Here is a 26226-nt window from a genome sequence, read left to right as displayed (position 1 = left end):
TCGTGATTTCTGTCAAGCAAAACTATAATCATGTTAATAAGTATTTTGGCTACAACCTAAGGGCTTCAACAGCCTTTTATAGATCCGTTGCCCGTATTCTCATCGTAATCGCTTCGCGTTGCGCTTTGGTTAAGCTTTTGAAGACCAGCTCATACGAATGGTCGATCATGCTGTACAGATCCTCCAGTGGGAAGGTAGCATCAACCTCAATCGTATTCCAATGCTTTTTATTTAAATGATAGCCTGGCTTAATCGCCTTGTTTTGTTCACGCAAATTTACCGCAATGACTGGATCACATTTCAAGGATACGTAGCTAATGCCGTCCTTTTCAGTTAGAAGTGCAAACATCTTGCCCCCTACTTTTAGTACCAGCGGATCAGCACCAAATGGATAATCCTTAATGGCCTCTTTTTGGCTCAGACCATACGCTACAATTTGTTCAAACACCAGCCTTCTCTCCTCTGCTCCAAGTTATCGAACTATGAACCTATTTGCGCCCTATTATATCACCTCGGTGCACTCCGAATATACCGGGTCCGTGCTACAATTAGGAGAACTGTGCTAAAAGGAGAGTCATTATGGATACCATCACACACACGCTGTTCGGATTGGCTTTATACGGCGCAAGCAAAAAGGCGTTTCTACCAGAAGGGTCAATCCTTTCTGTATGAATTCATCGACCGTCCATGACCTCACACATGTCCTAATGATTTAGTGATATTTCACATACTGTATGCAAGCTGACAGCCCTTTCACTTCCAAGTAGGAAGTTGGAGGGGCTTGTTTTGTTCATATAGTAGAGAATGTATGCAACAGCCCTATATTTTGGTATACTTCCGTGAGAGGCTGTATCGATACATTCGAACGGTACTCTAGTTAGTGTAATTCAATATGTAGATGTGTGAGCCTATGGAGGTGAACTCGTTGGATTTTGCTCTGATCCGCAAGGACCGAGACAAAAGAACGGTCGCAAATTGACTCTTTTTTTGCCTTTCGGACCTTTTCAGCCATGTGCTGAAAGGTTTTTTTTGTGATCTAAAATAAAGGTAGGAAAGGATTTGAATGCAACCATGGCAACCTCGAAAGCACTTCATATTTTGCAATTGAAGAAAATGAAACAAGAAGGTTCACCCATAAGTATGATTACGGCGTATGACTATCCATCTGCTCGTTTGGCTGAGGAAGCCGGGATCGATATCATCCTTGTCGGTGATTCCGTAGGTAATGTGTTATCTAATTATAACTCCACACTGCCCGTCACTATGGATGATATGGTCTATCATACACGGTCTGTCGTGCGCGGTGCGGAACATACTTTTATTGTCGCGGATATGCCATTTATGACGTACCACGGGAGTAGTGAAGAAGCCCTTACTAATGTGCGCAGGCTCATGCAAGAGGGACATGCCCATGCCGTAAAACTAGAAGGGGGTATGGAAGTTTGCGACACCGTGAAGCGAATTGTTCAATCCGGCGTTCCCCTGCTGGGGCATATCGGACTTACACCCCAGTCTGTGCATCAAATCGGCGGATACTTCATTCAAGGTAAAAACTCACAGGCCGCTGAGCGCCTTCTAAATGATGCCCGGGCCCTGGAGCAAGCGGGAGCTTTTGCCATCGTGCTGGAGCTGGTGACAGAGGAAGTGGCGAAGAGCATCACCCAAGAGATATCTATTCCGGTCATTGGCATCGGTGCGGGGAGATACTGTGATGGCCAGGTTTTGGTGTATCATGACATGTTACAATACTCAGCTCCTTACCGGGAGAAAAAGTTCGTAAAAACCTATTCGGATATAGGTGCTTTGATTCGCAACAGTATCGGTCAATATGTCGAAGACGTGAAGAATCGTTCTTTTCCGGGCGAGGAGCATGTTTTTAAGGCAGATGAGAACGTAGTAGAAGGACTATACGGGAATGCAAAAGTAAAGGCAGGGACCCTATAATGCGATTTCTGATTGTAGGTGCAGGGGCGATTGGAGGCTATTTTGGGGGACTTCTTGTTCAAAAAGGAGAAGACGTGACCTTCCTCGTACGCCCTTCAAAAAAATCTCAGTTGGCAGAAGACGGTCTAATTGTTAAAAGTGTTCATGGGGATTTTCAGACACCAGTGCGTGCTATTACAAATGGTGAAGCTGCCGATCCGTTCGACTGTATTATCATTTCGGTCAAAGCGTATCATCTTCCCCAATTGCAGTTCTATCTTGAGCCTTATGTCGGTGATCATACCATGATTCTTCCGTTACTTAATGGTTACGAACATTTTGACTTTTTGCGCAAGCAATTCGGTTCTGAAAAAGTGCTGGGCGGACTTTGTTATATTGAAACTACGCTGGATCATGATGGTTCTGTTGTTCAGACAAGTCCGTTCCACCGTATCGTCTTCGGTGAATGGAACGGAGTGCAATCAGAGCGTACACAACTGCTGCTGAATCATCTTGATCATGCAGGCTTCACAGTGGCACGATGTCACGATATACAGCGTGAAGTTTGGCAGAAATATATATTCGTTGCCAGCTTGAGTGCAATTACAACACTGATGGATGCCTCGGTTGGAACTATACTTGCCACGGCAGAGTCACGTGCTATATACGAAAAGCTGCTGCATGAGATTGTCACACTTGCTCGCAACGCAGGGATGCCGATTGATTCAGAGATGGAAGCTCACACACTGAAAACGATGGAATCCTTACGACCAGAGATGCTGTCATCCATGCAACGCGATATGCATAAAAAGCTTCCGATTGAAGCCAGTCATCTACATGGTTCACTTCTTGCATTGGCTTCAACCAGTAATACTGTTTACCCTATACTCGAAACGGTATATGCCCGATTAAAGGTATACGAGAACTTATTGGACACCGTCTAAAATTTAAACTTTAAAGTCAATTAAAAGAGGCTGCGGCAGCTTCGAAGGAGAAAATAAAATCTTAGACTGCCGCTGCTTTTCCTTTATTAAACTTCAAAAATCTAAAGAGTTCCTGTGCTTAAGTAAGCCTGCTCAAGCCCTTCAAGTAATGCTTCTAGCTCCTGCCTAGTTTCAGCATTTGTAATTTCACCTTCCTGATTTAGCTTCAAGGTGATATGCGGAATAATGACCTTTCCATTCTCCACAATCTCTGCATTGATCATTTGCAATGTGAGCAGTAGCGAGGCATGCGCCAGATGGCCGCCCATAGGAGACGGTGATGCGCTAATGACCGCTGTAGGTTTATTTACAAATTCACCCGAAGATACGAGCCAATCCAAGGCATTTTTCAGAGCACCCGGCACACCATTCCCATATTCCGGTGTACAGATCAGCACTCCATCCACTTGTTTCAATTGCTCCCGTAGCTCTCTTATGGAAGCTGGCCCCTCCTCTACATCCAAGTCAGGGTTAAAATGCGGAAGATCCCCCAATCCATCATAAACGGTGAATATCATATTTTCAGAAGCCAGCCCCATAGTAGCCTTCATAAGCGCTGTATTGGAGGACTTTTGACGAAGGCTACCCGATATAGCTAATACCTTAATCTTTTGTTCCATCCGTATCATCTCATTTCTTTTAACTTGATCTGATCTTGCATATTCAGTGTACTATAGCTAGCAAGAGAATTAAAAAGTAGGTGAAGATTCATTAGATAATACCGTTGGACACCTCCTGCATGATAATGAGCGTCAGCGATTCCATCCTGCAAATAGAAAAAGCAATAAAAAAATGCCTGCAGTTTCGCAGGCATTTGTGATACATCAATGGTCACTATACAAGGGTGGAATCTGTAGTGCTGAATCAAGTATCCTTCTCTTGCTTGCGTTTTATCCCAATCAGATCAAGGAAGAAAACAAACAACGGAATACCTACAATCAAGCCCCAAATTCCAATCAGATGCTCAGAGAAAATAAGTACGACAAAGGTAAAGAAGATCGGTAAATTCGTTTTGGATGACATCAGCTTCGGATTTAAGAAATAGGCCTCAATCGCATGAATCACCACGATCAATATAACCAGATAGATTACATATTGAATGCCACCGACACTGAAAGCGATCAGGCCGAGCGGTGCCAGTGAGATAAACACACCTGCCACTGGGACCAATCCCAGTACGAAAATGATGAGTGCAAGACCGAGCAGATTAGGGAAGCCCATAATCCAGAGCGCAATCGTGGTCAATATACAGTTAATAAGTGAAATCAGCAGTTGAGCCTCCAATACCTTCCCGAACGTATCCAGAAACATACGGCCAAAATGACCCACTTCCTTGAAAAACCAGCCCAGCTTGCTATCTACAAACGTAGCAGTAAAGCGTGTAATATAGGATTTTTCCATCAGGAAGAACAAGCTCAAAATAATTGACACCAGAAGCTGTGTTCCCAATTGACTGACCTTCATCACTGCACTCAGGCCAGGCTCAAATAGCCGCTGAACATTCAGTGTGTCCATAAATTCGATAATCGTTTCGTTCCACTGATTACGATCAGGATACATATACGCTTGCTGAATCATGAGATACACCTGCTTGACCTGTACAACGATTAGCGGCACCATTCGGTAAACGCCCCACACCATAATCAGGATCAGCAGCCCATACACTAGTAGCAGCACGACCATTGACGGTACATTGACGAACCGCTTGACCAGCTTATTCACTCCGTTATATATACTGCCAATCAAGATCGTAAGCAGCAGTGTTAACAACATAATATTCATCATGCTTCTTAACATAAACAACAGCAAAACGATTATCGCAAGGACGGCTACCCGCCTGACGCCCGCATGATTCATCCAGTTTCTTACCATTCGTCTTTATTCCCTCTCTCCCACTTGACTGTCACCCTTTGCAATCTTTCCCGGCATTAACTTTCTCTTTTTAACAATTTACTGTTAGCGATCAATAGAGAACCTACCATGACTAGAATAGCAATGGACCACCAGAATGTATTTTTAGCATCATCATGGTCCACAATAATGAGCCTGATGACGGCCGTAATCCCAATATAGATGAAATAACGTAATGGAAAATGAAAATTGGTTTTAAAGTACTTAACTATTAATGCTATGAATTCAAAATACAAGAAGAATACAAGCAACTCTTCTGTGAATTCATAGTAATTTTTGTCGGCCTCTGTGTACAAAAAAACATAAGAAAAAATGGACCATGTTTCTTTTAGAAGTAAGAAGCTTAAAATCAGCCCGACCAGAAATAGCGAGATATTTAAGATCATTTGCAGAAAACCAGGTAACTTCTCAATATACTTCATTAATGCATTCAATACAGATCCCCTCACTGGTTGTACAATATCATCTTTATTTATATTATCGGTGGTATACGTGAAAAATGCTACATTACTTTTGGGGTCACCTTAATGAAAGTTTATATTCGCCCCTGCAATATAACCAATGGAGATAAAAATAAGCGTCCATATCAGAGAACCTGCGCTTGCCACCAGCATATATTTTCGGACAGGCATCGCACTAATGCCCGACAAATAGCTTGTCGCATGTCTGACTCCTGGGATAAAATAACCAAACAAAATGGTCCACAACCCAAAGCGCGCAAACCACCCCTTAACTCTTGCAAATCGCTTCGGTGTCAATCCAACCCACTTGCCGTGCTTATCCACCAAGGGCTGACCCAGCTTTTTGCCTAGCGTGTAGCTGATCATCATCCCTGTCATTGCACCGATGAAGCTGACTAATATAGACACCGAATAATTCAGTACCATAATAGAAGATAAATAGCCGACAAACACCATAATAATTTCATCTGGAACCGGTAAGCCGATAATCCCAAGAGCAAGAAGAGCAAAAATAGCGATATATCCGTATTGTGTAATTATGCTGATGGCCCATTCCATAGGAGCGCCACCTCCTGACCGATTATTTTTTGAAGGACGGGAAGGGAATACGGCTAACCATCAGGAACGACAGCACTACCATTAACGCAAGCAACAACCCCGGCTTCAAATGCTCACTCCATAAAAACATAAAGGACAAAATCACTCCCGCCGCCGTAATCGGCATACCTACAAAGCCTTTGCTAAAAGCCATTAGGTTGAATCTTGCCAATCTTACCGCACCACATATGACAAACAAAACAGCCACAAGTGGTCCTATCCAATGGGTATCTCCCAGCTTGTATAACAAGATCAAGAAAGCAGGGGCAACCCCAAATGAGACAACATCCGCCAGCGAATCGAGCTGTTTGCCAAAATCACTGGAACAATGCAGCAGCCTTGCCAGCAAACCGTCTAATACATCCCACAAAGCAGCCACCACCACGAGAATAAAGGCGGTCATGTATTGCTCATGAATCGTGAAATACAGGGATAAGACCCCTGCCCCCAGGTTTGCAATCGTGCATAGTGAGGGCAACCAATTCCATTTCATACTCTTAACTCCTTTGCCATAGCTTAGCCTCCGAATATAACAACAAAACGGACGCCGTCCTTGGTATTCTCCACCTTATAGCGGAATTCGTGCAAATCCAAAATTCGTTTGACGATCGACAGCCCGAGCCCTGTCCCACCTGTCTGGCGGCTTCGGGACAGCTCAGCCCGGTAAAAGCGATCCCATATCTGCTCCAGTTGATCATCAGGAATGGTCTCACCTTTATTTTCAATGGAAAAAGAACTGATTTCCCCAGCACCTTCGATACGAATCGTGATTGAGCTTCCTTCCTCAGCATGTCGTATGGCATTGACAACAAAGTTGATAATCACCTGTTCCATCCATCCTGCATCGGCATGGATCGGCATCTCATTGGCGGGGATAATAACTACTTCCAGCTTTTTCTCCTTCAACAAATGGAATAGCTTGTCCACGACCTCCTCCACCAGCTCACTCAAGATAAAGGTCGTCTTGCGAAGCTTGAGAGTACCCGATTCCAATTTGGCGAGGTCCAGCATATCTTTGACCAATCGCTCCATTTTGTCCGCTTCCTCTACAATGACTTTCATATAATGATCCTGCTTCCCCGCGCTAACCCCATCTTGTAATCCTTCTGCGAAGCCTTTAATGATACTCAGCGGGGTTTTCAGTTCATGAGAAGCGTTGGCAAAAAAGTCTTGTTGCACAGCCTCCATCCTCTGCTTCTGTTCCATATCCTCCACTAATTGCTGATTGGCCTCCTGAAGCTCGCGCAAAGCGGTGTCCAGGTTCTGGGACAGGGTATACATGCTGTAGGACAAGCTGCCCAGTTCATCATTCTGCCGGATTGGTGTATGGGCTGTAAAATCGAGCTTAGCCATCCGCTTGGCGGTATTATTCAAAGCAATGAGCGGACGGGTTACCATTCGGGAATAGAACAGGGACAAAATCAGAATGAGTGCAAATCCTCCGATCCCTAGGTACAGATAAAACCAACGCAGAGCTTCATTCGTCTCACTAATTTCCTGTAACGATGTCACTGTGAACAGGAGGTCAATCTCGCCTGTGTCCTGACGAACAGGATGAACGATGACTGCATTGCGTACCCCTGTCCATGGTTCCGTCCATTCTTCCTCCAACACTTCGAAATTCTTAAGTTTCTCCAGATGCGACTGTGATAAAGGAAACCATTCCTCCAGCGCACTAAACAGTAAGCCTTGTCGCTGGCTCCATGTTTTCAGATCCGGCAGTACAATCTCTGTCACCGTACCGGAAAACCTTACACTGCCCTCTGTGCTTGCCTCTTCCGAAGTTGATCCTATACTTTTGAAACCAAGCTTCTGTATGCCGGTTGGATAAATTAAATTGGCGGAAGAAATACCGTCCGTTCCCAAACCCTCACCTTTAACCGTTACCGTATCGCCAGGCTGAATCCGGGCAGCTCTCAGTTCATCTCCGTACTCACTCATAAACAGAGACAGCGATATTTTAACGATTTTACCATCTGCTTTTCTGACATTGATATGAAACGCATCATCCAGCTTTACTTTGCCGTCCAGCGTTACAATCGCCAACTGGTTTTTATTCTGAAGCATAAAACGAGCTGCCTCACGCGAAACCCTGCCCGGTCCCCAAGCCTCCTGGACATAACTTTGACCGAAGCTTTGCAAACGACTTTCCACACGCCCAATCTTTTGTTTCTGATAAAAATTTTCAAAAAACAACAATTGACTTAAAATCACCATACCGTAAAAACACAGGAAAAACACAACCGTCATAATGAACAACTTAAAGGTAACTCCCCGTTTGTTCATTCTTCCTCCTCAAACCTGTAGCCAGTACCAAAAATAGTGCGGATATGCCGTGATTCACGGCCCAGCTTACTTCTCAGCTTTTTGATATGCGTATCGACAACTCGTGTATCTCCTTCAAAATCGATGCCCCATACTCGGTTCAGTATCGCATCACGTGAAATAACGATGCCTTTATTATGTATAAGCAGCCGCAGCAGCTCATACTCCTTGGGTGTCAGCTCGACTTCCGCCTGATCCACCTCAAGCCGATGAGCCATCGTGTTGAGAATGGCACTACCGAACCGCAAGATATGCGACTCTGGCTGCACATGTCCTTCCACCCGTTTCATCAGCGCGTTCGCACGAGCAATCAGCACCTTGGGGCTGAATGGTTTGGTCACGTAATCATCGGCTCCCAGTTCAAAGCCTAATATTTTATCATCATCACCGGATTTGGCTGTCAACAAAATGATCGGCACACCTGAGCGGCTACGCACCTGGCGGCACACCTCCCAACCATCCAGTTCCGGCATCATAATATCGAGTATAATCAGGTCCGGCTGCACTGAATCAAACCAGATAAGTGCATCTTTTCCATTGCCTGCTTCATAGACTTCCCAATTATTTTGTTTAAAATAATCCGCAATCACTTCACGAATACGTATTTCATCCTCGACGAGAAGAACTCTTTTCTTCAATCGACTTCCCTCTTTCGGTCATTCTAGGACACCAGTATATCAAAGACATGTGTACTTTATGTGTTCTCACCACTTCTTATCTACAGAAACTTCCCATCCGCAAATTCAACCTTGGATTAGGGCAAATTTGTCGTGGCTCAGACCATCTCTTCCCCTAAGATCCTACCCTATAATAAGCTGAGATACAAAAAGCCTGAACAGGAGGGGTACACATGAGCAATCAAACCATTCAGTGGTTTTCCACTTCCAAAGCTAAAGCTTGGCAATCCCAAGCTCATCATTTGACCGATACCCAAGAGAGTGCCAACCTAATCCTTACGGGAGAAACATATCAGCTTGTAGAAGGTTTCGGCGGCTGTTTTAATGAATTAGGTTATGTGGCCCTGAATCATTTGGAAAAGGACGACCGCGATCGGGTGCTTCATTCTCTCTTTCACCCAGAGGGCGAGCACAAATTCACGATATGCCGACTTCCTATTGGAGCGAGTGACTACGCGCTGGAGTGGTACAGCCACAATGAAACAGACGGTGACGTGGAGATGAAGCATTTTTCCATCGAGCGCGATCAGCAGTATCTCATTCCTTTTATTCGAGAAGCGTTACAACTCAATCCGGACTTAAAGTTGTTCGCTTCACCCTGGAGCCCGCCGACATGGATGAAATCACCGAAAGCCTACAATTACGGCACGCTGCGCTGGGAAAAGGATATTTTGAAAGCGTATGCATTGTACTTTGCCAAATTTGTTCAGGCTTATCGCGAGGCAGGTATTACGATCCATCAGATTCATGTTCAAAATGAAGTCATTGCCGATCAGAAGTTTCCTTCTTGTGTATGGACCGGAGAGCAACTGCGTGAATTTATTCGCGACTATTTGGGTCCTGCTTTTGAGGAACACGGACTGGATACGGAAATTTGGCTAGGCACCATTAACGCACCCGATCCGTGGGAGGAATTAATGAAAAAGACTTCGACCGGATTTGATGAGTATGCCCATACCGTGTTGAGTGACCCCGAGGCCTACAAATATATTAAAGGCGTAGGCTACCAGTGGGCAGGCAAAAATGCCATTCAGCGCACCGTTGCCAGTTATCCTGAGCTTCGTTACATGCAAACCGAAAATGAATGCGGTAACGGAGAGAACTCATGGGATTACGCCAAATATGTATATAATCTGTACCAGCACTACTTCACCAATGGTGTGAATGCTTATATTTACTGGAATATGGTTTTGGAACCGAAAGGCAAGAGCACATGGGGCTGGGAGCAAAATTCGATGATTACCGTTGATCCAGCAGATCGAAAACCTATCCTGAATCCAGAGTATTATGTCATGAAGCATTTTTCTCATTTTGTATTACCAGGTGCCCGACGCATCGGACTTCGTGGTTCATGGACTGGAGATGCAGTTGCTTTTCAAAATACAGACGGGCAAAGGGTGGTAGTTATCGCAAATCCGTTCAAGGAAACGCGTGTGCTGAATCTGTCTCTCGGAAAAACAACACACCGCTTGGAGCTGGAGCCAGAGTCCTTTAATACTATCGTGATTCCTTCTTAACGCCGCAGTTTTCTGGAATTATGCCTATATAGGAATGTTACAGTCCTGTTTTCCGGTCCTGCGTAATCATCATGCTTCACTGTCCAGTCGAACCGTATCCATACGTATGCATAGTTTCCAAAATGGATGTATGTCCTTTTGCGTATAGTAACTATAAATAGTATACTTGGAATAACTACGGACAGGAGGTCGATGAATATCACTACTGTAAAAGACCGGATTGATTTGAAGCTGATAAATTGTGATAAGGAATTGACTCTCGCGGTCATCGGTGGAAAATGGAAGCTGATTATTTTGTGGCATCTCGGGATGGAAGGCACCAAGCGGTTTGGTGAATTGAAGAAGCTGATTCCCCATATTACGCAAAAAATGCTGACTAACCAGCTGCGCGAGCTGGAAGAAGATAAGCTCATTCTGCGTAAAGTCTATCCTGTCGTCCCTCCGCATGTCGAATATTCACTGACAGAGCATGGCGAAAGCCTGATTCCAGTACTGAGAGCAATGTACGATTGGGGATCAAACTATCGCGAGAACGTGATTTGGAAAGAAGAAGAGGCGATTCAGGACGTCACACCCGTGTGACCAGCAAAACAAGCATTTTGCGAAATGCTAAACTATGTTTCTCGTATAGACGACCCTGGGGAGATCTGGGGTTTTTTTTTGTGATATAAAGACATTCCCCAAGATAATAAAAGAAATGGATGCAAGTATCCGTTTCCATTGGCATTAAAGCTCGTTTTCCGCTACATATCCTCATTTTACACTTGTATTCGTGATTTACATTACATCCTCTGTGACGTATGATTCTTCCATCCCTATCTACAGTGAATCCGAGAAGGAGGCCTTTCTAGCATGAGCATGACGCTTGCCCAGCCCACAACGTCCCAAGCGACCCAATTATGCATTGGTTCCATGGAAATGATTCAATACGATTATCGTCAATTTCCTGACTCAAAACCTTATCAACACCATTGCTGTGGCTTGCTTACTATGTCGTGTAACAACGCTCAAGGTCTGGCAGAATATGAGCTACCTAAAATTAAAGGCGCCTTTGACCTCGTCCGTTGGGCTTCCGTGTTTACCTCGCTCAAGGGTCTGTCCTTAACCGAGGCAGAACAATATATTCAGCACCACGCTGATCACTGGGGGCCTGATAAAACAGTGCTGGCTCTATCTGCCTTATCCGATCTGACTACCCATGCGAACCTGCACATTCTCTCCCCATCAGCGACCATCCTCCCCCCTCGGATTAGTCGTTCGTATCTCATCGAGCATGGCCTGGTCTACTATTCATTCTAAAATATCGTCCACAACTCCATTGTCAACCCACTTCCCAGTTAACGTAAAAAAGCCTGAGACTGTTTATCACAGGCCAGGCTTTTACACTTTCAGCACAGAGTTAATTACACTTGCAGTTTACCTGCACGAATATCGTCTGTCATTCCAGCGTAAGGTGCTTGGGAAATTAATTGTTCGTTGTTCACACCCGCATTTTCGATGAATGTAATATCTGCAAATTCAGGAACTACATACTTCGGATAGGTTTCATACTTTTCACGCGATTCCTCCATCAACGGAATAAAATCGTTCTGATAGCGCACTGTGATTTCCGGATGCTCGTGAACCCATTTAGGGAAGAAAATAATGCCGTGCATACGTTTTTCCTCAGGCATAAAATTTAGAGACACATCAGTGCCTGTCGGTTCGGTCCACGATACTTTATACACGTTTTCCACCAGTTTCGCCAGATTGACCTTCTGATCACGTACCCAGCGGCCACCTACCATACCACTATGAATGCGATAATCGATCGTATCTTCATTTTTAATATATATTTCATACTCCCAACCATTCTCATAGGTGTAAATCATGTGGCTGCCGATAAACTTGTCCATCTTGCATCCTTCTTTCCTAAATTATAATTTTTCATGAATTGAATAGGATACCAAAGATAATAAATATTCAATTCAAAACATGTAAATATAAACATGTTTTTAACTACATATAAATTGTAGCACTGTGGTATACTAGTGTCAAATACCGTTTTACGAGGAGAGCTACGTTGAAACGCACTTTAAAATATGCCATTTTGGGCCTGGTTCACAAAGAGGAAATGAGCGGCTACGATATTACGAGCCAATTCAAGCAGGAAATCGGACAATTTTGGAGCGCCAAACACAGTCAGATTTATCCCGAGTTAAAAAGGCTGACTGAAGAGGGACTCATTGAATATCGCACCTCCATTACAGGAGCCAAGCTGGAAAAAAAGTTGTACTGCATTACCCCCAAAGGAACCCAAGAACTGACCGAATGGCTGCTAAGCCCCAAGGATTTACCGGAAACGGAAAAGGATGAGTTTATGCTTATGCTGTATTTCTCAGCAGCCATTCCCAAGGAAGAGAACAAGCGATTGTTCGAGGACCAGATTGCCAAACGTAAAGAAAAGCTGGAATACCTATACGAAAGTAAAACATCCCTCCAACAGCTGGACGACAACCTTCAATCCCCTGGTTCTAACCAATTCGGGCATTATCTGGTGCTGAGCCGTGCCATTAATCGGGAAGAAAGCTATATTACGTGGCTGGAAGAAACACTGTCCCTGTTATGAATAGCCTAAAAAACCTTCAACGTCACGTAGATTCGTGGTATTGAAGGTTTTTCTAAAATAAGTACGTGCAAACTAGTCTGCCGTCGTAATCGAAGAGCCGTAATCTTCAATATGGATATCTGTGCTAAACCGTACAGGAATGGTGCTAAAAGTGGTATCCCAATCCTTTTTGACCTTACGCCAAACTTTAGGATGCTGAATCCTCAAAACTTCTCCGAAACCTCCGACATCAACCTTCAGCTTTTGCATTTTAGCTAGGGTTTGTTCAGCTAATGAATTCACTTTCTCCTGAAAGATACTCTCTTCTTGTCCGAGCACATCATTGCTGCGCAAATTTTCTTTCTTGTTAAAAACCTCGGAAACGCGTCCCTCTGAGGTCATTTTTACTTGGAAGGAAATGTCGTCCCCCTGAACGATGGCCTTGATCCTGCTTTTCACCGCTTTGATCTCATAGGCTATATTTTTACCGGTCTGGGGATCGCTACTTTTCAACACGCCTCCATCCAGCTCGCCTTTGATCCACATGAGACCTTCGACCTCTGATTCATTCAGATAACCACCGTAGGTTTGCGTCTTTCCCTTGATGATTCCCGCACCTGCAAGCTTGATTTCATTCTCCGCCGTAATGACATTGGGCAATATAAAGCTTCTTTTACCCTTCATGGGCCCAACCACTTTAACCAAAGCCACGGGTTTTATCAACCGGGCATTCCGTTTACGATTTTGGAAAATATCCTTTAAGATATAGGCAGGAATTTGACCAGGAATTTTCTCCTGAAGCGCATTGCTCGCCTTGTCTGTACTAATCAGCAATTGTACGCTGGGCCGAATGTCATTATCCCCCAAAAAAAAGTCCAGCAGCTCGTACAACGGAATCTTGCGAAGCAGACTAGAGCTGATAATAATGGTTTTCAAATGTTGCCCAATGGGAGGACGATTAGTCCGTAATGAAATTTCTCTTAACATTTCAAAAACGGAATCCCCCGTTTCCGTAATATTAAAAAACTTTTTAGCTTGTGGAGAGGAGGTGTTGGAGCCGCCGCTTTCCTCTGGGATGATAAATTGAAAGGTTCCTGTAATTAACTCCTTTTTGGGATAATCTCCTCCTTTCCGATTAATTTGCTCTTCTTGTGAAGATTCTGTCGCTACATCCATAGCAATGCCTGTCTCCAGATTTAGATCCTCCACCGGAGAACTGCTCCAGCAACCTGAAAGTGTACTACATATCAAGAGCGCAGCCATTCCGAGTAATCCTGACCGGGCCCTCATCATGACCGCACCCTCCTCCAGCGAGAAATAAGCAGCAGTGGCAGTGGAAGCAGAGCAATTAAAACGAAAGCTACATTCCCGATGATCGTTCCAAAAGAAAATAACTCATTCAGATTTTTGGGAATTTGGGACAGGACATAGATGAATGGGAGCAGAATGAACAGCACCTTGGAATAAGAGCTATTCAAAATTTGAGAAACTCCGAGCGAAGCGCAATAAAAAGCAATACTGAATGTAGCAAAAATTTGCATGATCCAGATGGACAACAATAGGGATTCGAACCGTTCCAATAACAGATACTCCACTTCAAAGCTGCGGGCTAAATCTAAAAAGGGCCAGGTTCTGCTCATAACCCCTTCCACCGAAAAGGCGCCAATGCATAAGATTAGCGTAGCTGTATAAAAAACGACCGAGATCCCAATTGCCAATCCGATTGCCTTGGTTGCTTTCTCCGGCTTTTCCATTCGACAAAGAATAAACAGCAGGCACTCTGTCCCCGTTAAGGTCAGGGTTGTAGTCTTGAGCGTTTTAATCACCGGCATCACACCCTCGGACAAAACAGGACGCAAATTATTCAATTCGAAAATATTCAAACTCAGCAAGCATATTAACAAAAAGATAGATGCCGTAATCGGGAATATAACTTGGCATATTTTACCCAACGTACCTACCCCTCCCAAGCACAGATACAGAGAGAGCCACATAAAAGGTGCTGAAATCGCCCACGCCGGAGTTCCTTCAAGCAAAAAGAACGACGTTACTTCCTCTACAGATCGGATTTCGAATGCGGCTATACAAATAAAATAGATCACAAACAACATGCCAATCACTTTGCCAATGACTTTGCCTGTTATCCGCTGAACATACTGGTAAAAGGTGCTTTCTGGGAACCGCGAACTTAGTTTGACTATAATCCATCCGAACAGGAAAGTGGCAGCCCCTGCTAAAATGACAGACATCCATACATCCGGTGTTTTTGCAGTTTCAACGGCTACTCTGGGAAGGGTAAGCAACCCGGCAGCCAGCATAAAGCAAAGCACAATTGTCGTCGTCTGTAACGTTGTAATTTTATCCGTTTTTTTCCCACGGGCCATCTTGCTCCCTCCTGTGTTGTTGAACTCATCCTTGTCGCTTAGGGTCTTTATGCTTCAATAAAATGGGTCTATTTTTCATAAATTGTAACGGTGCTCGCAAAAAGTAATCTTTCCAGTCCTTCAATGAACGGGGAGCCGTTAAACTAAGATATGGCACGCCGAAGCTGTGTAATTTAGCCATATGAATGCTCAGCATCAGGAAAAACATGATCACTCCATACAAACCGAAGATAGACGCCGTGAACATGGCCCCAAAACGAAGAATACGCATAGATATTCCTGCGCTGTATACAGGGGAGGCAAAGGAAGAAATCGCCGTGACTGCTACTACAATAACGAGAATCGGACTTACAATCCCGGCGTCAACAGCGGCCTGTCCAATGATCAGACCGCCGACGATGCCCATCGCTGGACCGATGGGTTTGGGCAGCCGTAGTCCTGCCTCGCGTAAAATTTCGATGGAAATTTCCATAATCAGGGCCTCAATCAGCGTCGAAAACGGAACCCCCTGTCTCGCACTGATAATGGAAATGACCAGCTTGGTTGGAATCAGTCCGGGATGAAACGAGATAAAGGAGATATAGAGCGCTGGGGCGAACAAAGATATCGTAGTTGCCATAAAACGAAGAAATCGAATAAGCGACCCCGGTATCCATCGTTCATAGTAATCTTCGGGAGACTGGAGCATCATCCCGTACGTCACAGGCATAAGGAGGGCAAAAGGTGTACCGTCCAGCAGAATCGCCACACGTCCCTCCAGCAATGCAGCCATGACCCGATCCGGTCTCTCCGTATTTTGAATTTGCAGAAAGGGACTAAGAAAATTATCCTCAATAAGCTGCTCCACATAGCCCGACTCCAACACCTCATCCATATCAATGGTTTTGACCCGCCGTTTCACCTCATCTACAAGCTCCGGGTCGGCAATGTCTCTGAAATACACCACCATCAGCTGCTTTTCTACTCTTTTGCCGACTTTGAAGGACGACATGGCCAGCTCCGTACTTTCTCCATGTCTGCGCAGCATTGCCGTATTGTCGCTGAGGGTCTCGGTAAAACCGACTCGCGGTCCCCGCAGCACCGATTCCGATATGGGGTCTTCCACCCCTCGTGTACTCCCTTTGGGTGTACCCAGCACAAAAGCACCCGGTATGCCCTGAATCATGAGTATGACTGAACCGAACAGCACCTTTTGCAAGGAGAACTGCACCTCTAACGTATACTCTGTTTCCGATACCAGCATGACCTGACGAATAAACATATCCCGAAGCTCTTTTCCTCTCGGAAGCTCCTCCCCGCCTTGTCCGGAGCTGCCCCAATCCATCAGTGGCTTTAGTATGTTCTGATCCATGCCAACCTTGTCCGTTAATCCATCCACAAAAAAAAGTGTGCCTACAGCGTTCAATTTTTCCAGAAAAATCGATCGTTCGTTCACGTCTGACATATCCGTGACGGCTTGTCTGATTTTTGCTACATTGGCTTCATAATCTTCGGTAAAGGTCTCCTTTACATTCTCAGCCTCACTTACAGACGGATTACGATCTGCATGCTGCGAACGGTCTTCTTCTTCTAAAAGCTTTAATCGTTCCATACGTCTGCTCTCTCGACCATCCATCGCTCTGATTTGTCGTACCGTCAGAAAAATAATCAAAGGGATGATGAACAAAAAGAAAGCTTCCATCCATACGTTCCATTTGGGCATATGAGTTCCGATGACCTGCCACACACTCTTTCCTCCTTCACTTCCATAGGATTTGTATATAGATTTACCTGGATTAGAAAAAAGATGCATCGGCAATGGAATAAATTTCTTTGCTCACAAAAGGAATAAAAAGGTGAATTTGATAGATGAACTGTAGTGTCAAAAGTCGAATTCCATGATAATATCTATTCATTCTATGACTAATGTCACAAATTTGTTGAATTCGTGGGCCATTATTCGAAACTAAAAAGGAGTTGTAGGTATGAAGAAGCATTTTTGGAAGAAAGCCGCTGTGTTGAGTTTGTTAGCGGTCATTTTGTTAGGGGGAACGGCGATCAGTCCCAAACAGGCACATGCAGGTTATGAGCCTTATATTGGGGAAATTACGATGTATCCTTACATGTTCGCTCCCCAGGGCTGGCTAAAATGCGAGGGTCAGCTCTTGAGCATTAATCAGAATGCTGCATTGTTCAGCCTGCTGGGCACTAATTTTGGCGGTGATGGAATGAACACATTTGCATTGCCTGACTTGCGCGGAGCTTCCCCGTTGCCAAATGTAAACTACTACATCGCTACCGAGGGGTCATACCCGTCCCGCCCATAATATGAATACATCAATAAGTGTGCTATTTAATAAAGAAGAGGTGATAGCGTGCTCGAAGGCAATAACTTCACACGCAATAAATTAAAACCCTACCGTGTGTTGGTTCCACTCATGCCATTGATCGGCGGTGCGTTCCTGCTCATAGGGACGAATGAAGCCCATGCTGCCGGTTGGGAAAATGTGGTGTTGCACAAGCCAGCAAGCTCAAGCGGTTACACCCAGCCCTATGATCCCTCCAAGACTGTGGATGGGTCAATCGAACCGACAAGCCGCTGGTATCAAGCCAGCAATGGTGAAAAATGGATCCAGGTAGATCTGAGAGACTGGTATATCGTAGATCGATACGTTGTTACAGGTATGGGTGTCCATTATGGGTGGAACGATCAACGTGATCCATACAGTTTCCGATTGCAGACGAGCAACAATGGAAGTAATTGGGTGACTGTTGATACCGTTCAGAATAATGGAAGCTCTAATATTGAAAAGAGCATTGCTCCTGTAACTACACGATACTTGCGATTATATATTGATCAGGGAAATGCGAGAAACAATCAATGGGCTTCCATCATGGAATTCGCAGCTTATGGGGAACGATTGCCCATTCCACAGGCCCCGGGTCATTTTACAGGTACTAAAAATGGAAGTACTGTGGAATTAAGCTGGGATGCCGTTCCTTATGCAACCTCATATAAAGTCATTCGAGATAGCGTAACGCTCTATACAGGCAGCTTAACCCAGTTCACAGACACTTCAGCATTGCCGCCAGGTGAAGCAGTCTACACGGTTCAAGCCGTGAATGCTAAGGGGGAGAGCACACCCTCAGAGGTCAAAGTGACCATACTTACCGATGCCGAGAGAGTTGCACAGGCAAAAGCCGCCCTGACTTTGGGCTTCTCTCCTGGAGATACAGAGGATTCGGTATCCCAAAAGCTGACACTGCCACTCACTGGGTTGAATGATACGACGGTGAGCTGGAGTTCGGATACTCCTGACGTCATTACGAATGAGGGGGCTGTCACACGCCCGCGGTACGATCTGGGTGACCGAAAAGTAAAACTGACAGCTACGATTGCGAAGGGAAGCACCTCGGATACTCAAACTTTTGAAGTTACCGTACCGAAGAAAACTGCACAAGATACATTGGATCAAGCAGCAGACGCCCTCTCGCTTGGCAATTTGTCTGCGCTGACAGAAAATATATCTCTCCCTTTATCCGGTTATGGTGGTACGCAGATCGAATGGTCCTCGTCCAAACCTCTTGTTATTGCAGCAGATGGAACACTCACCAGACCCTCTTATAGTAGTGGAGATACTGACGTTATCCTAACGGCTACCCTGCAACTTGCAGGCTTAACGAAAACAAAGAATTTTACTGCGCATGTACTCAGTCTGCCCATGAGCGATACAGAAGCCGTTGACGCAGCATACAGGGCGCTTGAGTTGCCAATGACTACAGTAACTGGAGACGTATATTTGCCAAAAGACGCTTTGAATGGTGTTCAGGTGTCATGGTCATCGACTCAGCCCCAGTTCCTGGATCATACGGGGCATGTAACATTCCCGAGCTATGTGCAGGGTGATCAGACGATCACGCTGGAAGCAGTTGTGTCACGAGGCGGGGTTGAGCTGCGAAAAACATTCAGCCTGCTCGTGCCCGCACTGCCCGTAAGTGCTGATGAAGCCGTAAATTTGGCAGCAAACACACTGAATTTGGATTATCCGCAAGGGATTAAGGATTCTATCGCTCTGCCTCGTACAGGAGCATTTGACACCCAGATCGACTGGTCTTCGGATCAACCAGATATCCTCAGCAACAGCGGTCAGGTGAATCGGCCTAAATATACAGACGGTGATGCGAATGTACAATTAATTGCCATTATTTCTAAAGGTGCAGCTTCTGTACAAAGGACATTCACGATCATAGTGCTGAAGGCATTGCCGAATACACCTTACGTACGATTGAACGGCAGTAATCCAATTGTTCTGGAAACCGGCGACAGCTTCACTGATCCGGGAGCCAGCGTACTGGACAGTGTATACGGCAATATCCTGCTCCCTGAGCTTTCAGGTAGTGGGAATGTTGATACAAATGCACCTGGTGTATATGTATTGAACTATGCTTATAGCGACAACGGGGGTTGGACGGCAGAGCCGGCAGAACGCCATATAAACGTGCTGCCTCGTGCTGTTACAGCCGCAGCAGGCAATGAGGATATAGCCTCTGTGGTCGTTACAGGCGCCTTACCGAACGCACGGCTTGAACTGTATAATGCCCAGCAGGAGCTTATAGCGGAAGGAATCGCTTCCGGAGAGGGAAGATATACATTTACACCCGTTCCTGAAGGAGCCAGCTACTATGTGCTACAGAACGTAAATGGCATGAAGAGCGCTCCGTCAGGGCTAGTGTATCCGCAAGGCTTAACCGCGCAGCGCGTTGCCGATTCCATCACAAGCATAGCAGCTCCTACAACAAGTGATACACTGCTCAGGTTGCCTGTTGTACCTGATGGTTTCCGTGTGACCATCAGCAGCAGTAGCCAGCCAGACATCGTGCGTACAGACGGAACTATTGTTCAAGCAGATACTCCTTCCGTTGTAACTATCATGCTGGATGTTATGAGGGTAAGTGATGGTTCTCATGCTTTGACGCAAGCCATAGAAGTCACCGTTCCTGCCAAGGTAATTGCGAATACAGGCAAATCTAACAAAGATAAGAATGAGGATCTATCTGCTTTCGTGCCACAGATCGGATTTTCCGAACAAGGGAAAGAGTTGTCTCTCTTTGTTCCTTCGCCGGCATTTCTGGATGAGCAGATACAGCAAGCACTTCGTGAAGGCAAAGCTTACGCAGACATTCGTTTGGAGCAGGAGAAGCAACTGAGTCGTGTTCTCCTTCCTCATTCTTTACTGAATAAATGGGATAAGATTGGTGCATCGGTAATATCTCGATATGGAACACTGATGATATCCAGTGACATCTTAACCAGCATGGCCTCAGGCCAGCAGGACGTTACATTGTCATTCCAGCAGGTAGATGTACAACGTGCACTGCAGATCCGTGATTGGGCTGAGCAACAATCCAGCCTGACGCTGATGGGTCCGGTTACAGACATCAAAGCCAATGTAACAGGGACATCGACCATCATTCTACCGCTGGATAACGAATCCTTAGGTGAGTTACACAATGCAGAGCCCCAGTTCTCCATTCTTGTTATTCATGAGAATGGCGAGCGTGAGATTCTAAAAGGTACTGCTGTAATGGATGCAAAAGGGATTTTGTCGGGTGTGAGTCTGAATACGACCGGGTTAGGTACCTTTGCCATCGCCACAGATGAAAAGCCTCAAACCGATCATACCCGTGTGCAAAACGACCAAATCAATTCGTCAGATTCGCAAGAACTAGCTCAGGTATGGCCGGATGTACAAGGCCATTGGGCAGCGAAGTCCCTGCAATCTCTTGCAGACAAAGGCTGGATACAAGGCTATAAAGACGGCAACATACGCCCTGAGCGCGCTGTAAGCCGTGCAGAATTTGTAGCCATACTGACCAGAGCATTGGGAACTGCTGGAGATAAGAGCCCTTCTACCTCATTTACAGATATGCAGGGACACTGGGCTGGATCAGCCGTGGATTCTGCTCACCGTCAGGGATGGATTCAAGGGCTAACCGCTCAAACTTTCGGACCTGATGAGAGTCTTACCCGTGAGCAGGCGATGGTGATCCTGTCACACGCGATGCAGAATCAGACGTCCATTTCCAGCACTACTGCACTGCAATCCTACAAGGATGAGCAGCAGATTTCAGCATGGGCCTCCGCAGCATTCCAAAATGCAGTATCCTCCGGCTGGATCAGCGGTTATCCAGATGGAACGCTCAAGCCAAAAGCGGCTATCAGCAGAGGTGAGATGGCTGAACTGTTAGTACGCATGCTTAAATAAGACTTTTCAAGTTTCATAGATCAGATGAGTATAGCCAATACAACGCGGCCTCCCAAGCTTTTCGGGGGGCCGTATTTTTTATGTGTATTTTATGTACGAGCCTTCAACAATCATTTTTGCTTGGTTATTCACCCTTTTCGCTTCAGAAAATATATTATGAGTATCTGCGAAACGGGGCGATGAACCACCTGTCACCTCTACAGTAGGAAGAACGATCAGGAGGAGATATTTGAGCATGAAACATAAAAAACCGTTCAGGTTCAGTGGTGCATCAAAAAAAGATGAAGACTGTAAACCAACAAGAGTAAATAGAAGTATCGAAGCTCTTCTCAGGCTGATTAATGAAATGACCGCGATTATCCCCATCGTGTTCGCAAACCCTTCTGCGGCTAATGTATCTTCCTTGCAACAGGTTTTAAGACGTCTGTTGTCTCTGGCGAAAAGCTTAAGACTTCGAGGCGGGGTTAAGGCAGACTTACTGGCTGCGCTGGAGCTTGCTATTGTTGCGTTAGAAGCTACACCTTTCTCGCCGATCGGCGTAGGTACTGCACTGCAACAATTGCTGGATGCGCTATTGTCTATCGTTTTACAAGAATCCCTCGATCCTGCTCTTAAAGACAGCTTAATCAACGCGATCAGAATCGCTGGAACGATGGTTAGCAACGTATTAGGTGAAACGTACTTGTCAGGGGAGCCCGGTGCACAAGGACCCCCAGGGCCTCATGGGCCTCATGGGCTTCCAGGACCTGTGGGACCCGGCGGTGCGCCTGGACCAGCAGGTGGGCCAGGACCACAAGGGCCTCCAGGACCTATCGGAGCTGCCGGGCCTGCGGGGCCAGTTGGAGCGGCTGGACCTGTGGGCGCCGCTGGGCCTATCGGAGCCGCTGGACCGGAAGGCCCTGCCGGACCTGTCGGCGCTACGGGTGCTACGGGGGCCGATGGTCTACCGGGCGCGGTTGGCGCTGTCGGACCCGCTGGGGCCACGGGTGTTACGGGCGTTACAGGGATTACCGGAGCCACCGGCTCGGGAGCCATCATCCCGTTTGCTTCCGGAGGACCTGCTACACTGACAACCGTCCTTGGTGGTTTGGTAGGAACCACAAGTTTGATCGGCTTCGGAAGCTCAGCTACAGGTATTGGCCTCGTAGGCGATACCATTGACCTCACAGGTACGCTTGTAGGACCGCTCATTAACTTTGCTTTTTCCGTACCACGGGATGGCGTAATTACCTCTATTGCTGGTTACTTCAGTACAACGGCTGCTCTGACCCTCTTAGCATCATCCGTCAGCATTACTGCCCAGTTGTTTAGTTCCCCAACACCTAATAATTTCTTCACAGCGATTCCCGGAGCTACCGTTATATTGACTCCCCCACTGACTGACATTGTTGCCTTAGGAACGACCTCTAGTGGTATTACTACCGGATTGGCTATACCCGTAACCGCCCAGACCCGTCTGCTTATGGTCTTCTCAGCAACAGCTACAGGAGCCTCCCTCCTCAACACCGTGGTGGGTTATGCAAGTGCAGGCATTACCATTACCTGATCCAAGTCGAAAAGGGCCCAACAGGATTGTTCCTGTCGAGCCCTTTTTATTTGTATCCATCAGATGAACTAAACCGTTTCGAGCGATATTTTTACTTCTTCTCCCTCTTCACAAACGGCGAACGTTTTAACTTGTCCGTGATCAGGCTCTTGAACGATGCCTGTCTTCAGGTCAATTTTCCAGTCATATAAAGGATCATAGATATAATGACCAGATACTATCGCCTCTGTAAGAGGACCTCTTTTGGGATGAGGATTGATATTTTCAACGGCATAAAGCTCATTCTCCGAAGTGCGAAAAACAGCAATTTCGGCACCTTTGATGTGGATGGTACGTCCTATTCTGATCGGAAAATCCTTACTGTGACCGACGACAAGCCATTCGGCATTTTTGATCATTTGCTTGATTGCTCCCTTCCTCAGGCATTTTAGATACAATTACACAATAGACGGGGTGACAACCTCGAATAAATTTTTGCGTGAATCCTCATCATTGATGATCTTTTTCCAAGGGTCTTCGACCTGTTGCAGTGCAAATTCGATACGTTCTACTAAAGCTTGGCGATTAGCTGTATCATGAACGACTGCTTTCTGAATCTCTTCCAGACCGATCCGTTCCACCCACTCCGAAGTACGTTCCAGGTATTGTCCTGTTTCCCGGTAGAATTGCATTACGCTGCCTACAATATCAATCAGCTCGGCGTCGGTTTTCACTTTACAGAGTGAATCAGCCAACCGTGCTTTAATACCGCCATTACCACCGATAAAGATCTCCCAGCCTCCATCATTACCTACGATTCCGATATCTTTGGTACATGATTCTGCACAGTTGCGTGGACATCCATTAACCGCTAATTTGAATTTTGCCGGGAAATCCAATCGTTCGAATTTCCGTTCCAACACTTCTCCCATTCCCATCGAGTCCTGTGTGCCAAACCGGCAAAATTGCGATCCAACACAGGTTTTAACCGTACGAAGTGACTTCGCGTAGGCATATCCCGACGGCATATCGAGTTCTTCCCATACTTTAGGCAGATCCTCTTTACGGACACCGATCAAATCAAGCCGCTGCCCTCCTGTTACTTTAACGACCTTAACGTTGTATTTAAGAGAAACATCAGCTATCTTCTTCAAATCCTCTGGGGTCGTTACACCGCCGTACATTCTAGGAACAACTGTAAACGTTCCATCCTTTTGAATGTTCGCGTGCAATCGCTCATTTACAAAACGGGAATCCCCCTCATTTTCATAGGTATCCGGGTTAATCATTCCCAGATAGTAATTCAGCGCCGGCCGGCATTTGGAACATCCTTCATCATTGTGCCAACCCAGTACATTCATAACTTCACGCGTTGTTGTCAGCCCTTTGGTTTTGATCGCTTCTACAATCTCGTCCCGGCTCAATGTTGTGCAGCTACATATTCCTTGCTTGGCCGACGTCTTGAAGCTGTCTCCAAGAACATATTGTAGAATCTGCTCCACGACCGGCTTACATCCTCCACAAGAACGAGTTGCTCCGGTACATGCTTTAATTTCATCGACTGTAGTCAATCCATTGTCATTAATTGCATCAACAATGGCCTTTTTAGTTACACCGTTACAGCCACACACAATTTCATCATCGGACATCGTTTCAGCGGATGATGTTTTCGACCCGTGATTGCTGCATCCAGTACCCATGAGCTGTCCATATATTTCATCTGTCATCAATGTTTGCTGACGCACATATTTTTGCAGACTAGCAGATTCGCTCACATCGCCAAACAGTACAGTTCCAACAATCTTATTTTCACGAAGCAGCACTTTTTTGTAGGTGCGCTTCCACTCATCCTTTGCAACAATCACCGTATGTTCAGGCTGGGTTATGAATTCGCCAGCTGAGAAAACATCCACCCCTGAAATTTTGAGCTTGGTGGAAACCACCGATCCCATATAACCTTCAGTATCCGCACCTGCCAAATGTTTGGCAATTACACTCCCCTGTTCAAACAGCGGAGCTACTAAGCCGTAACAAGTTCCGCGGTGTTCAGCACATTCCCCTACAGCATATACATCCGGCACAGAGGTTCTCATCAAATCATCGACTACAATACCACGATTCGTTTCCATACCACTTTGCACAGCTACCTGAATATTAGGCTTGATCCCGACGGCCATAACGACCAAATCCGCTTCCAGCTCGCTTCCGTCTGAAAACCGCAGTCCTTGTACCCGATCTTGACCGTACACCTCCGCAGTTTGCATTTGCATAGCAAACTTGATTCCCTGGCGTTCTAGTTCTGCTTTTAGCATCGCAGAGGCTTCCCGATCCAGCTGACGTTCCATCAAATCCTCCATTAAATGAACGACCGTAACATCCATTCCCAGGTTGACTAAGCCTTTAGCTGCTTCCAGCCCCAATAGACCTCCACCAATGACAGCTGCCTTTTTATAGGTCTTCGCCGCCTCAAGCATTGCCGAGCAATCGGCGATATCTCGGAAACCGACGACACCCGGTAATTCTTTGCCCGGAATAGGCAGAATAAATGATTGAGAGCCCGTAGCTACCAGAGCTACATCGTAATCAATTTCCAGTCCGTCTTCGGTGTGAATCTTCTTGCTCTCGCCGTCAATGCTTTTCACCATTTTTCCTGTATATAAGGTAATCCCTTGATCCGCATACCATTGCAAATCGTTCAGTATGATATCATCAATCGTTTTACTACCTTCCAACACATAAGAGAGCATAATCCTGTTATAGTTCGGATGCGGCTCATTTCCCAGGACCGTAATTTCATATTTATCCGTTAGTTTTAAAATTTGTTCGACCGTATTGATACCAGCCATCCCGTTCCCTATAACCACAAGTTTCTGTTTACTGTTTATCATATACCGGTTCCTCCATTCATTCGACAATGCTTCCTATCCGATGACATCTCCTACGTTCCTATGAATACTGCTTATGTTTCTATTTTAATACAGCAGATAGAGCTATATGTGATTATAATCACAATGTGGTTCACATTAAGAATGTTTAGGGATTTCCCTAATCTGTTTCAAGGGATATTGCACCATTCTCGACGCTGACTCTC

23 protein-coding genes are annotated in these 26226 nt (G+C 45.7%); 9 read left to right on the top strand and 14 right to left on the bottom strand.

Annotated features, from left to right (window positions below; all coding sequences use genetic code 11):
- Window positions 1–76 precede the first annotated feature (76 nt).
- On the bottom strand, window positions 77–448 hold the full coding sequence (locus tag NSQ68_RS03270) for an MmcQ/YjbR family DNA-binding protein (protein ID WP_342427956.1): 372 nt from the start codon (window positions 446–448) through the stop codon (window positions 77–79).
- Window positions 449–1071: 623 nt separating this feature from the next.
- On the opposite strand from NSQ68_RS03270, the gene panB reads away from it, so the two are divergent.
- Together panB and NSQ68_RS03260 are read left to right on the top strand one after the other, a co-directional pair.
- Window positions 1072–1944 carry a 3-methyl-2-oxobutanoate hydroxymethyltransferase gene (gene panB, locus NSQ68_RS03265; RefSeq protein ID WP_342427955.1) on the top strand — a complete coding sequence of 291 codons (873 nt, stop codon included), beginning with the start codon at window positions 1072–1074 and terminating at the stop codon, window positions 1942–1944.
- Window positions 1944–2867, top strand: a complete 924-nt coding sequence (locus tag NSQ68_RS03260) for a ketopantoate reductase family protein (RefSeq protein WP_342427954.1) — start codon at window positions 1944–1946, stop codon at window positions 2865–2867. The genes panB and NSQ68_RS03260 overlap by 1 nt, the downstream gene beginning before the upstream one ends.
- 101 nt (window positions 2868–2968) lie before the next feature.
- On the opposite strand, the gene NSQ68_RS03255 is transcribed toward NSQ68_RS03260, so the two are convergent.
- From NSQ68_RS03255 to NSQ68_RS03225, 7 genes are all read right to left on the bottom strand, one after another.
- Window positions 2969–3535 carry an NADPH-dependent FMN reductase gene (locus NSQ68_RS03255; RefSeq protein WP_342427953.1) on the bottom strand — a complete coding sequence of 189 codons (567 nt, stop codon included), beginning with the start codon at window positions 3533–3535 and terminating at the stop codon, window positions 2969–2971.
- A 235-nt stretch (window positions 3536–3770) separates the two neighbouring features.
- Window positions 3771–4778 (bottom strand): AI-2E family transporter, encoded by a 1008-nt coding sequence (locus tag NSQ68_RS03250; RefSeq protein ID WP_307352337.1) that lies wholly within the window; start codon window positions 4776–4778, stop codon window positions 3771–3773.
- Window positions 4779–4834: 56 nt separating this feature from the next.
- Window positions 4835–5251: a phosphate-starvation-inducible protein PsiE gene (gene psiE, locus NSQ68_RS03245; protein ID WP_029515864.1), complete on the bottom strand. Its 417-nt coding sequence runs from the start codon at window positions 5249–5251 to the stop codon at window positions 4835–4837.
- Window positions 5252–5341: 90 nt separating this feature from the next.
- On the bottom strand, window positions 5342–5836 hold the full coding sequence (locus tag NSQ68_RS03240) for a DedA family protein (RefSeq protein ID WP_307352334.1): 495 nt from the start codon (window positions 5834–5836) through the stop codon (window positions 5342–5344).
- A 22-nt stretch (window positions 5837–5858) separates the two neighbouring features.
- Entirely contained in the window at window positions 5859–6368 is a 510-nt protein-coding gene (pssA, locus tag NSQ68_RS03235) for a CDP-diacylglycerol--serine O-phosphatidyltransferase (protein ID WP_025677988.1), read from the bottom strand.
- A gap of 23 nt (window positions 6369–6391) precedes the next feature.
- Entirely contained in the window at window positions 6392–8161 is a 1770-nt protein-coding gene (locus NSQ68_RS03230; RefSeq protein ID WP_342427952.1) for a HAMP domain-containing sensor histidine kinase, read from the bottom strand.
- Entirely contained in the window at window positions 8158–8838 is a 681-nt protein-coding gene (locus tag NSQ68_RS03225; RefSeq protein WP_029515868.1) for a response regulator transcription factor, read from the bottom strand. Before NSQ68_RS03225 ends, NSQ68_RS03230 begins: the two co-directional genes overlap by 4 nt.
- A 212-nt stretch (window positions 8839–9050) precedes the next feature.
- On the opposite strand from NSQ68_RS03225, the gene NSQ68_RS03220 reads away from it, so the two are divergent.
- The 3 genes from NSQ68_RS03220 (at window position 9051) to NSQ68_RS03210 (ending at window position 11693) form a co-directional block, all read left to right on the top strand.
- On the top strand, window positions 9051–10394 hold the full coding sequence (locus NSQ68_RS03220) for a glycoside hydrolase family 30 protein (protein ID WP_342427951.1): 1344 nt from the start codon (window positions 9051–9053) through the stop codon (window positions 10392–10394).
- Between the two features lie 192 nt (window positions 10395–10586).
- On the top strand, window positions 10587–10976 hold the full coding sequence (locus NSQ68_RS03215; RefSeq protein ID WP_023986908.1) for a winged helix-turn-helix transcriptional regulator: 390 nt from the start codon (window positions 10587–10589) through the stop codon (window positions 10974–10976).
- Window positions 10977–11246: 270 nt separating this feature from the next.
- Window positions 11247–11693, top strand: coding sequence for a hypothetical protein (locus NSQ68_RS03210; protein ID WP_342427950.1), 447 nt, complete (start codon window positions 11247–11249; stop codon window positions 11691–11693).
- Between the two features lie 104 nt (window positions 11694–11797).
- Here the strand turns inward: NSQ68_RS03210 and NSQ68_RS03205 are convergent, their stop codons facing one another.
- The gene (locus NSQ68_RS03205) at window positions 11798–12289 is read right to left on the bottom strand and encodes a phenolic acid decarboxylase (RefSeq protein ID WP_061831258.1); all 492 of its coding nucleotides are present in this window, start codon (window positions 12287–12289) and stop codon (window positions 11798–11800) included.
- Window positions 12290–12456: 167 nt separating this feature from the next.
- Here NSQ68_RS03205 and NSQ68_RS03200 point away from each other — a divergent pair, with 167 nt between their 5' ends.
- On the top strand, window positions 12457–13002 hold the full coding sequence (locus NSQ68_RS03200; protein ID WP_342427949.1) for a PadR family transcriptional regulator: 546 nt from the start codon (window positions 12457–12459) through the stop codon (window positions 13000–13002).
- Between the two features lie 72 nt (window positions 13003–13074).
- On the opposite strand, the gene NSQ68_RS03195 is transcribed toward NSQ68_RS03200, so the two are convergent.
- Genes NSQ68_RS03195 through NSQ68_RS03185 form a run of 3 tightly spaced genes read right to left on the bottom strand, consistent with a single transcriptional unit; the run spans window position 13075 to window position 17091 of the window.
- Window positions 13075–14274, bottom strand: coding sequence for a Ger(x)C family spore germination protein (locus tag NSQ68_RS03195; protein ID WP_342427948.1), 1200 nt, complete (start codon window positions 14272–14274; stop codon window positions 13075–13077).
- Window positions 14271–15365, bottom strand: coding sequence for a GerAB/ArcD/ProY family transporter (locus NSQ68_RS03190; protein ID WP_342427947.1), 1095 nt, complete (start codon window positions 15363–15365; stop codon window positions 14271–14273). The genes NSQ68_RS03195 and NSQ68_RS03190 overlap by 4 nt, the downstream gene beginning before the upstream one ends.
- A 25-nt stretch (window positions 15366–15390) precedes the next feature.
- Window positions 15391–17091, bottom strand: a complete 1701-nt coding sequence (locus NSQ68_RS03185) for a spore germination protein (RefSeq protein ID WP_342427946.1) — start codon at window positions 17089–17091, stop codon at window positions 15391–15393.
- 238 nt (window positions 17092–17329) lie between these two features.
- Between NSQ68_RS03185 and NSQ68_RS03180 the strand changes: the two genes are divergently transcribed.
- The 3 genes from NSQ68_RS03180 to NSQ68_RS03170 all read left to right on the top strand — a co-directional run bounded on the left by NSQ68_RS03180 (window position 17330) and on the right by NSQ68_RS03170 (window position 23156).
- Complete coding sequence (locus tag NSQ68_RS03180) at window positions 17330–17671, top strand: tail fiber protein (RefSeq protein ID WP_342427945.1); 342 nt, start codon at window positions 17330–17332, stop codon at window positions 17669–17671.
- A gap of 48 nt (window positions 17672–17719) precedes the next feature.
- Complete coding sequence (locus NSQ68_RS03175; protein ID WP_342427944.1) at window positions 17720–21610, top strand: immunoglobulin-like domain-containing protein; 3891 nt, start codon at window positions 17720–17722, stop codon at window positions 21608–21610.
- A 235-nt stretch (window positions 21611–21845) separates the two neighbouring features.
- Window positions 21846–23156: an exosporium glycoprotein BclB-related protein gene (locus tag NSQ68_RS03170; RefSeq protein WP_342427943.1), complete on the top strand. Its 1311-nt coding sequence runs from the start codon at window positions 21846–21848 to the stop codon at window positions 23154–23156.
- A gap of 68 nt (window positions 23157–23224) precedes the next feature.
- Here NSQ68_RS03170 and nirD read toward each other — a convergent pair whose 3' ends face one another.
- Both nirD and nirB read right to left on the bottom strand, forming a co-directional pair.
- Complete coding sequence (nirD, locus tag NSQ68_RS03165) at window positions 23225–23554, bottom strand: nitrite reductase small subunit NirD (protein WP_307352297.1); 330 nt, start codon at window positions 23552–23554, stop codon at window positions 23225–23227.
- 39 nt (window positions 23555–23593) lie between these two features.
- Window positions 23594–26023 carry a nitrite reductase large subunit NirB gene (gene nirB / locus NSQ68_RS03160; RefSeq protein ID WP_342427942.1) on the bottom strand — a complete coding sequence of 810 codons (2430 nt, stop codon included), beginning with the start codon at window positions 26021–26023 and terminating at the stop codon, window positions 23594–23596.
- Between the last annotated feature and the right edge of the window lie 203 nt (window positions 26024–26226).

It is taken from the genome of Paenibacillus sp. FSL L8-0158 (genome assembly GCF_038592965.1).
Taxonomy (GTDB): Bacteria; Bacillota; Bacilli; order Paenibacillales; family Paenibacillaceae; genus Paenibacillus; species Paenibacillus polymyxa_D.
The sequence above is the reverse complement of the archived record's forward strand: the minus strand, read 5'-3'. Positions and strand labels throughout refer to the sequence as shown.

Coding starts and splice junctions, on each gene's coding strand:
- NSQ68_RS03170 (WP_342427943.1), top strand. CDS start 21,846: ATGAAACATAAAAAACCGTTCAGGTTCAGTGGTGCATCAAAAAAAGAT.
- pssA (WP_025677988.1), bottom strand. CDS start 6,368: ATGAAATGGAATTGGTTGCCCTCACTATGCACGATTGCAAACCTGGGG.
- NSQ68_RS03230 (WP_342427952.1), bottom strand. CDS start 8,161: ATGAACAAACGGGGAGTTACCTTTAAGTTGTTCATTATGACGGTTGTG.
- nirD (WP_307352297.1), bottom strand. CDS start 23,554: ATGATCAAAAATGCCGAATGGCTTGTCGTCGGTCACAGTAAGGATTTT.
- nirB (WP_342427942.1), bottom strand. CDS start 26,023: ATGATAAACAGTAAACAGAAACTTGTGGTTATAGGGAACGGGATGGCT.
- NSQ68_RS03205 (WP_061831258.1), bottom strand. CDS start 12,289: ATGGACAAGTTTATCGGCAGCCACATGATTTACACCTATGAGAATGGT.
- NSQ68_RS03195 (WP_342427948.1), bottom strand. CDS start 14,274: ATGATGAGGGCCCGGTCAGGATTACTCGGAATGGCTGCGCTCTTGATA.
- NSQ68_RS03255 (WP_342427953.1), bottom strand. CDS start 3,535: ATGATACGGATGGAACAAAAGATTAAGGTATTAGCTATATCGGGTAGC.
- NSQ68_RS03210 (WP_342427950.1), top strand. CDS start 11,247: ATGAGCATGACGCTTGCCCAGCCCACAACGTCCCAAGCGACCCAATTA.
- NSQ68_RS03180 (WP_342427945.1), top strand. CDS start 17,330: ATGAAGAAGCATTTTTGGAAGAAAGCCGCTGTGTTGAGTTTGTTAGCG.
- NSQ68_RS03260 (WP_342427954.1), top strand. CDS start 1,944: ATGCGATTTCTGATTGTAGGTGCAGGGGCGATTGGAGGCTATTTTGGG.
- NSQ68_RS03240 (WP_307352334.1), bottom strand. CDS start 5,836: ATGGAATGGGCCATCAGCATAATTACACAATACGGATATATCGCTATT.
- NSQ68_RS03190 (WP_342427947.1), bottom strand. CDS start 15,365: ATGGCCCGTGGGAAAAAAACGGATAAAATTACAACGTTACAGACGACG.
- panB (WP_342427955.1), top strand. CDS start 1,072: ATGGCAACCTCGAAAGCACTTCATATTTTGCAATTGAAGAAAATGAAA.
- NSQ68_RS03215 (WP_023986908.1), top strand. CDS start 10,587: ATGAATATCACTACTGTAAAAGACCGGATTGATTTGAAGCTGATAAAT.
- NSQ68_RS03250 (WP_307352337.1), bottom strand. CDS start 4,778: ATGGTAAGAAACTGGATGAATCATGCGGGCGTCAGGCGGGTAGCCGTC.
- NSQ68_RS03220 (WP_342427951.1), top strand. CDS start 9,051: ATGAGCAATCAAACCATTCAGTGGTTTTCCACTTCCAAAGCTAAAGCT.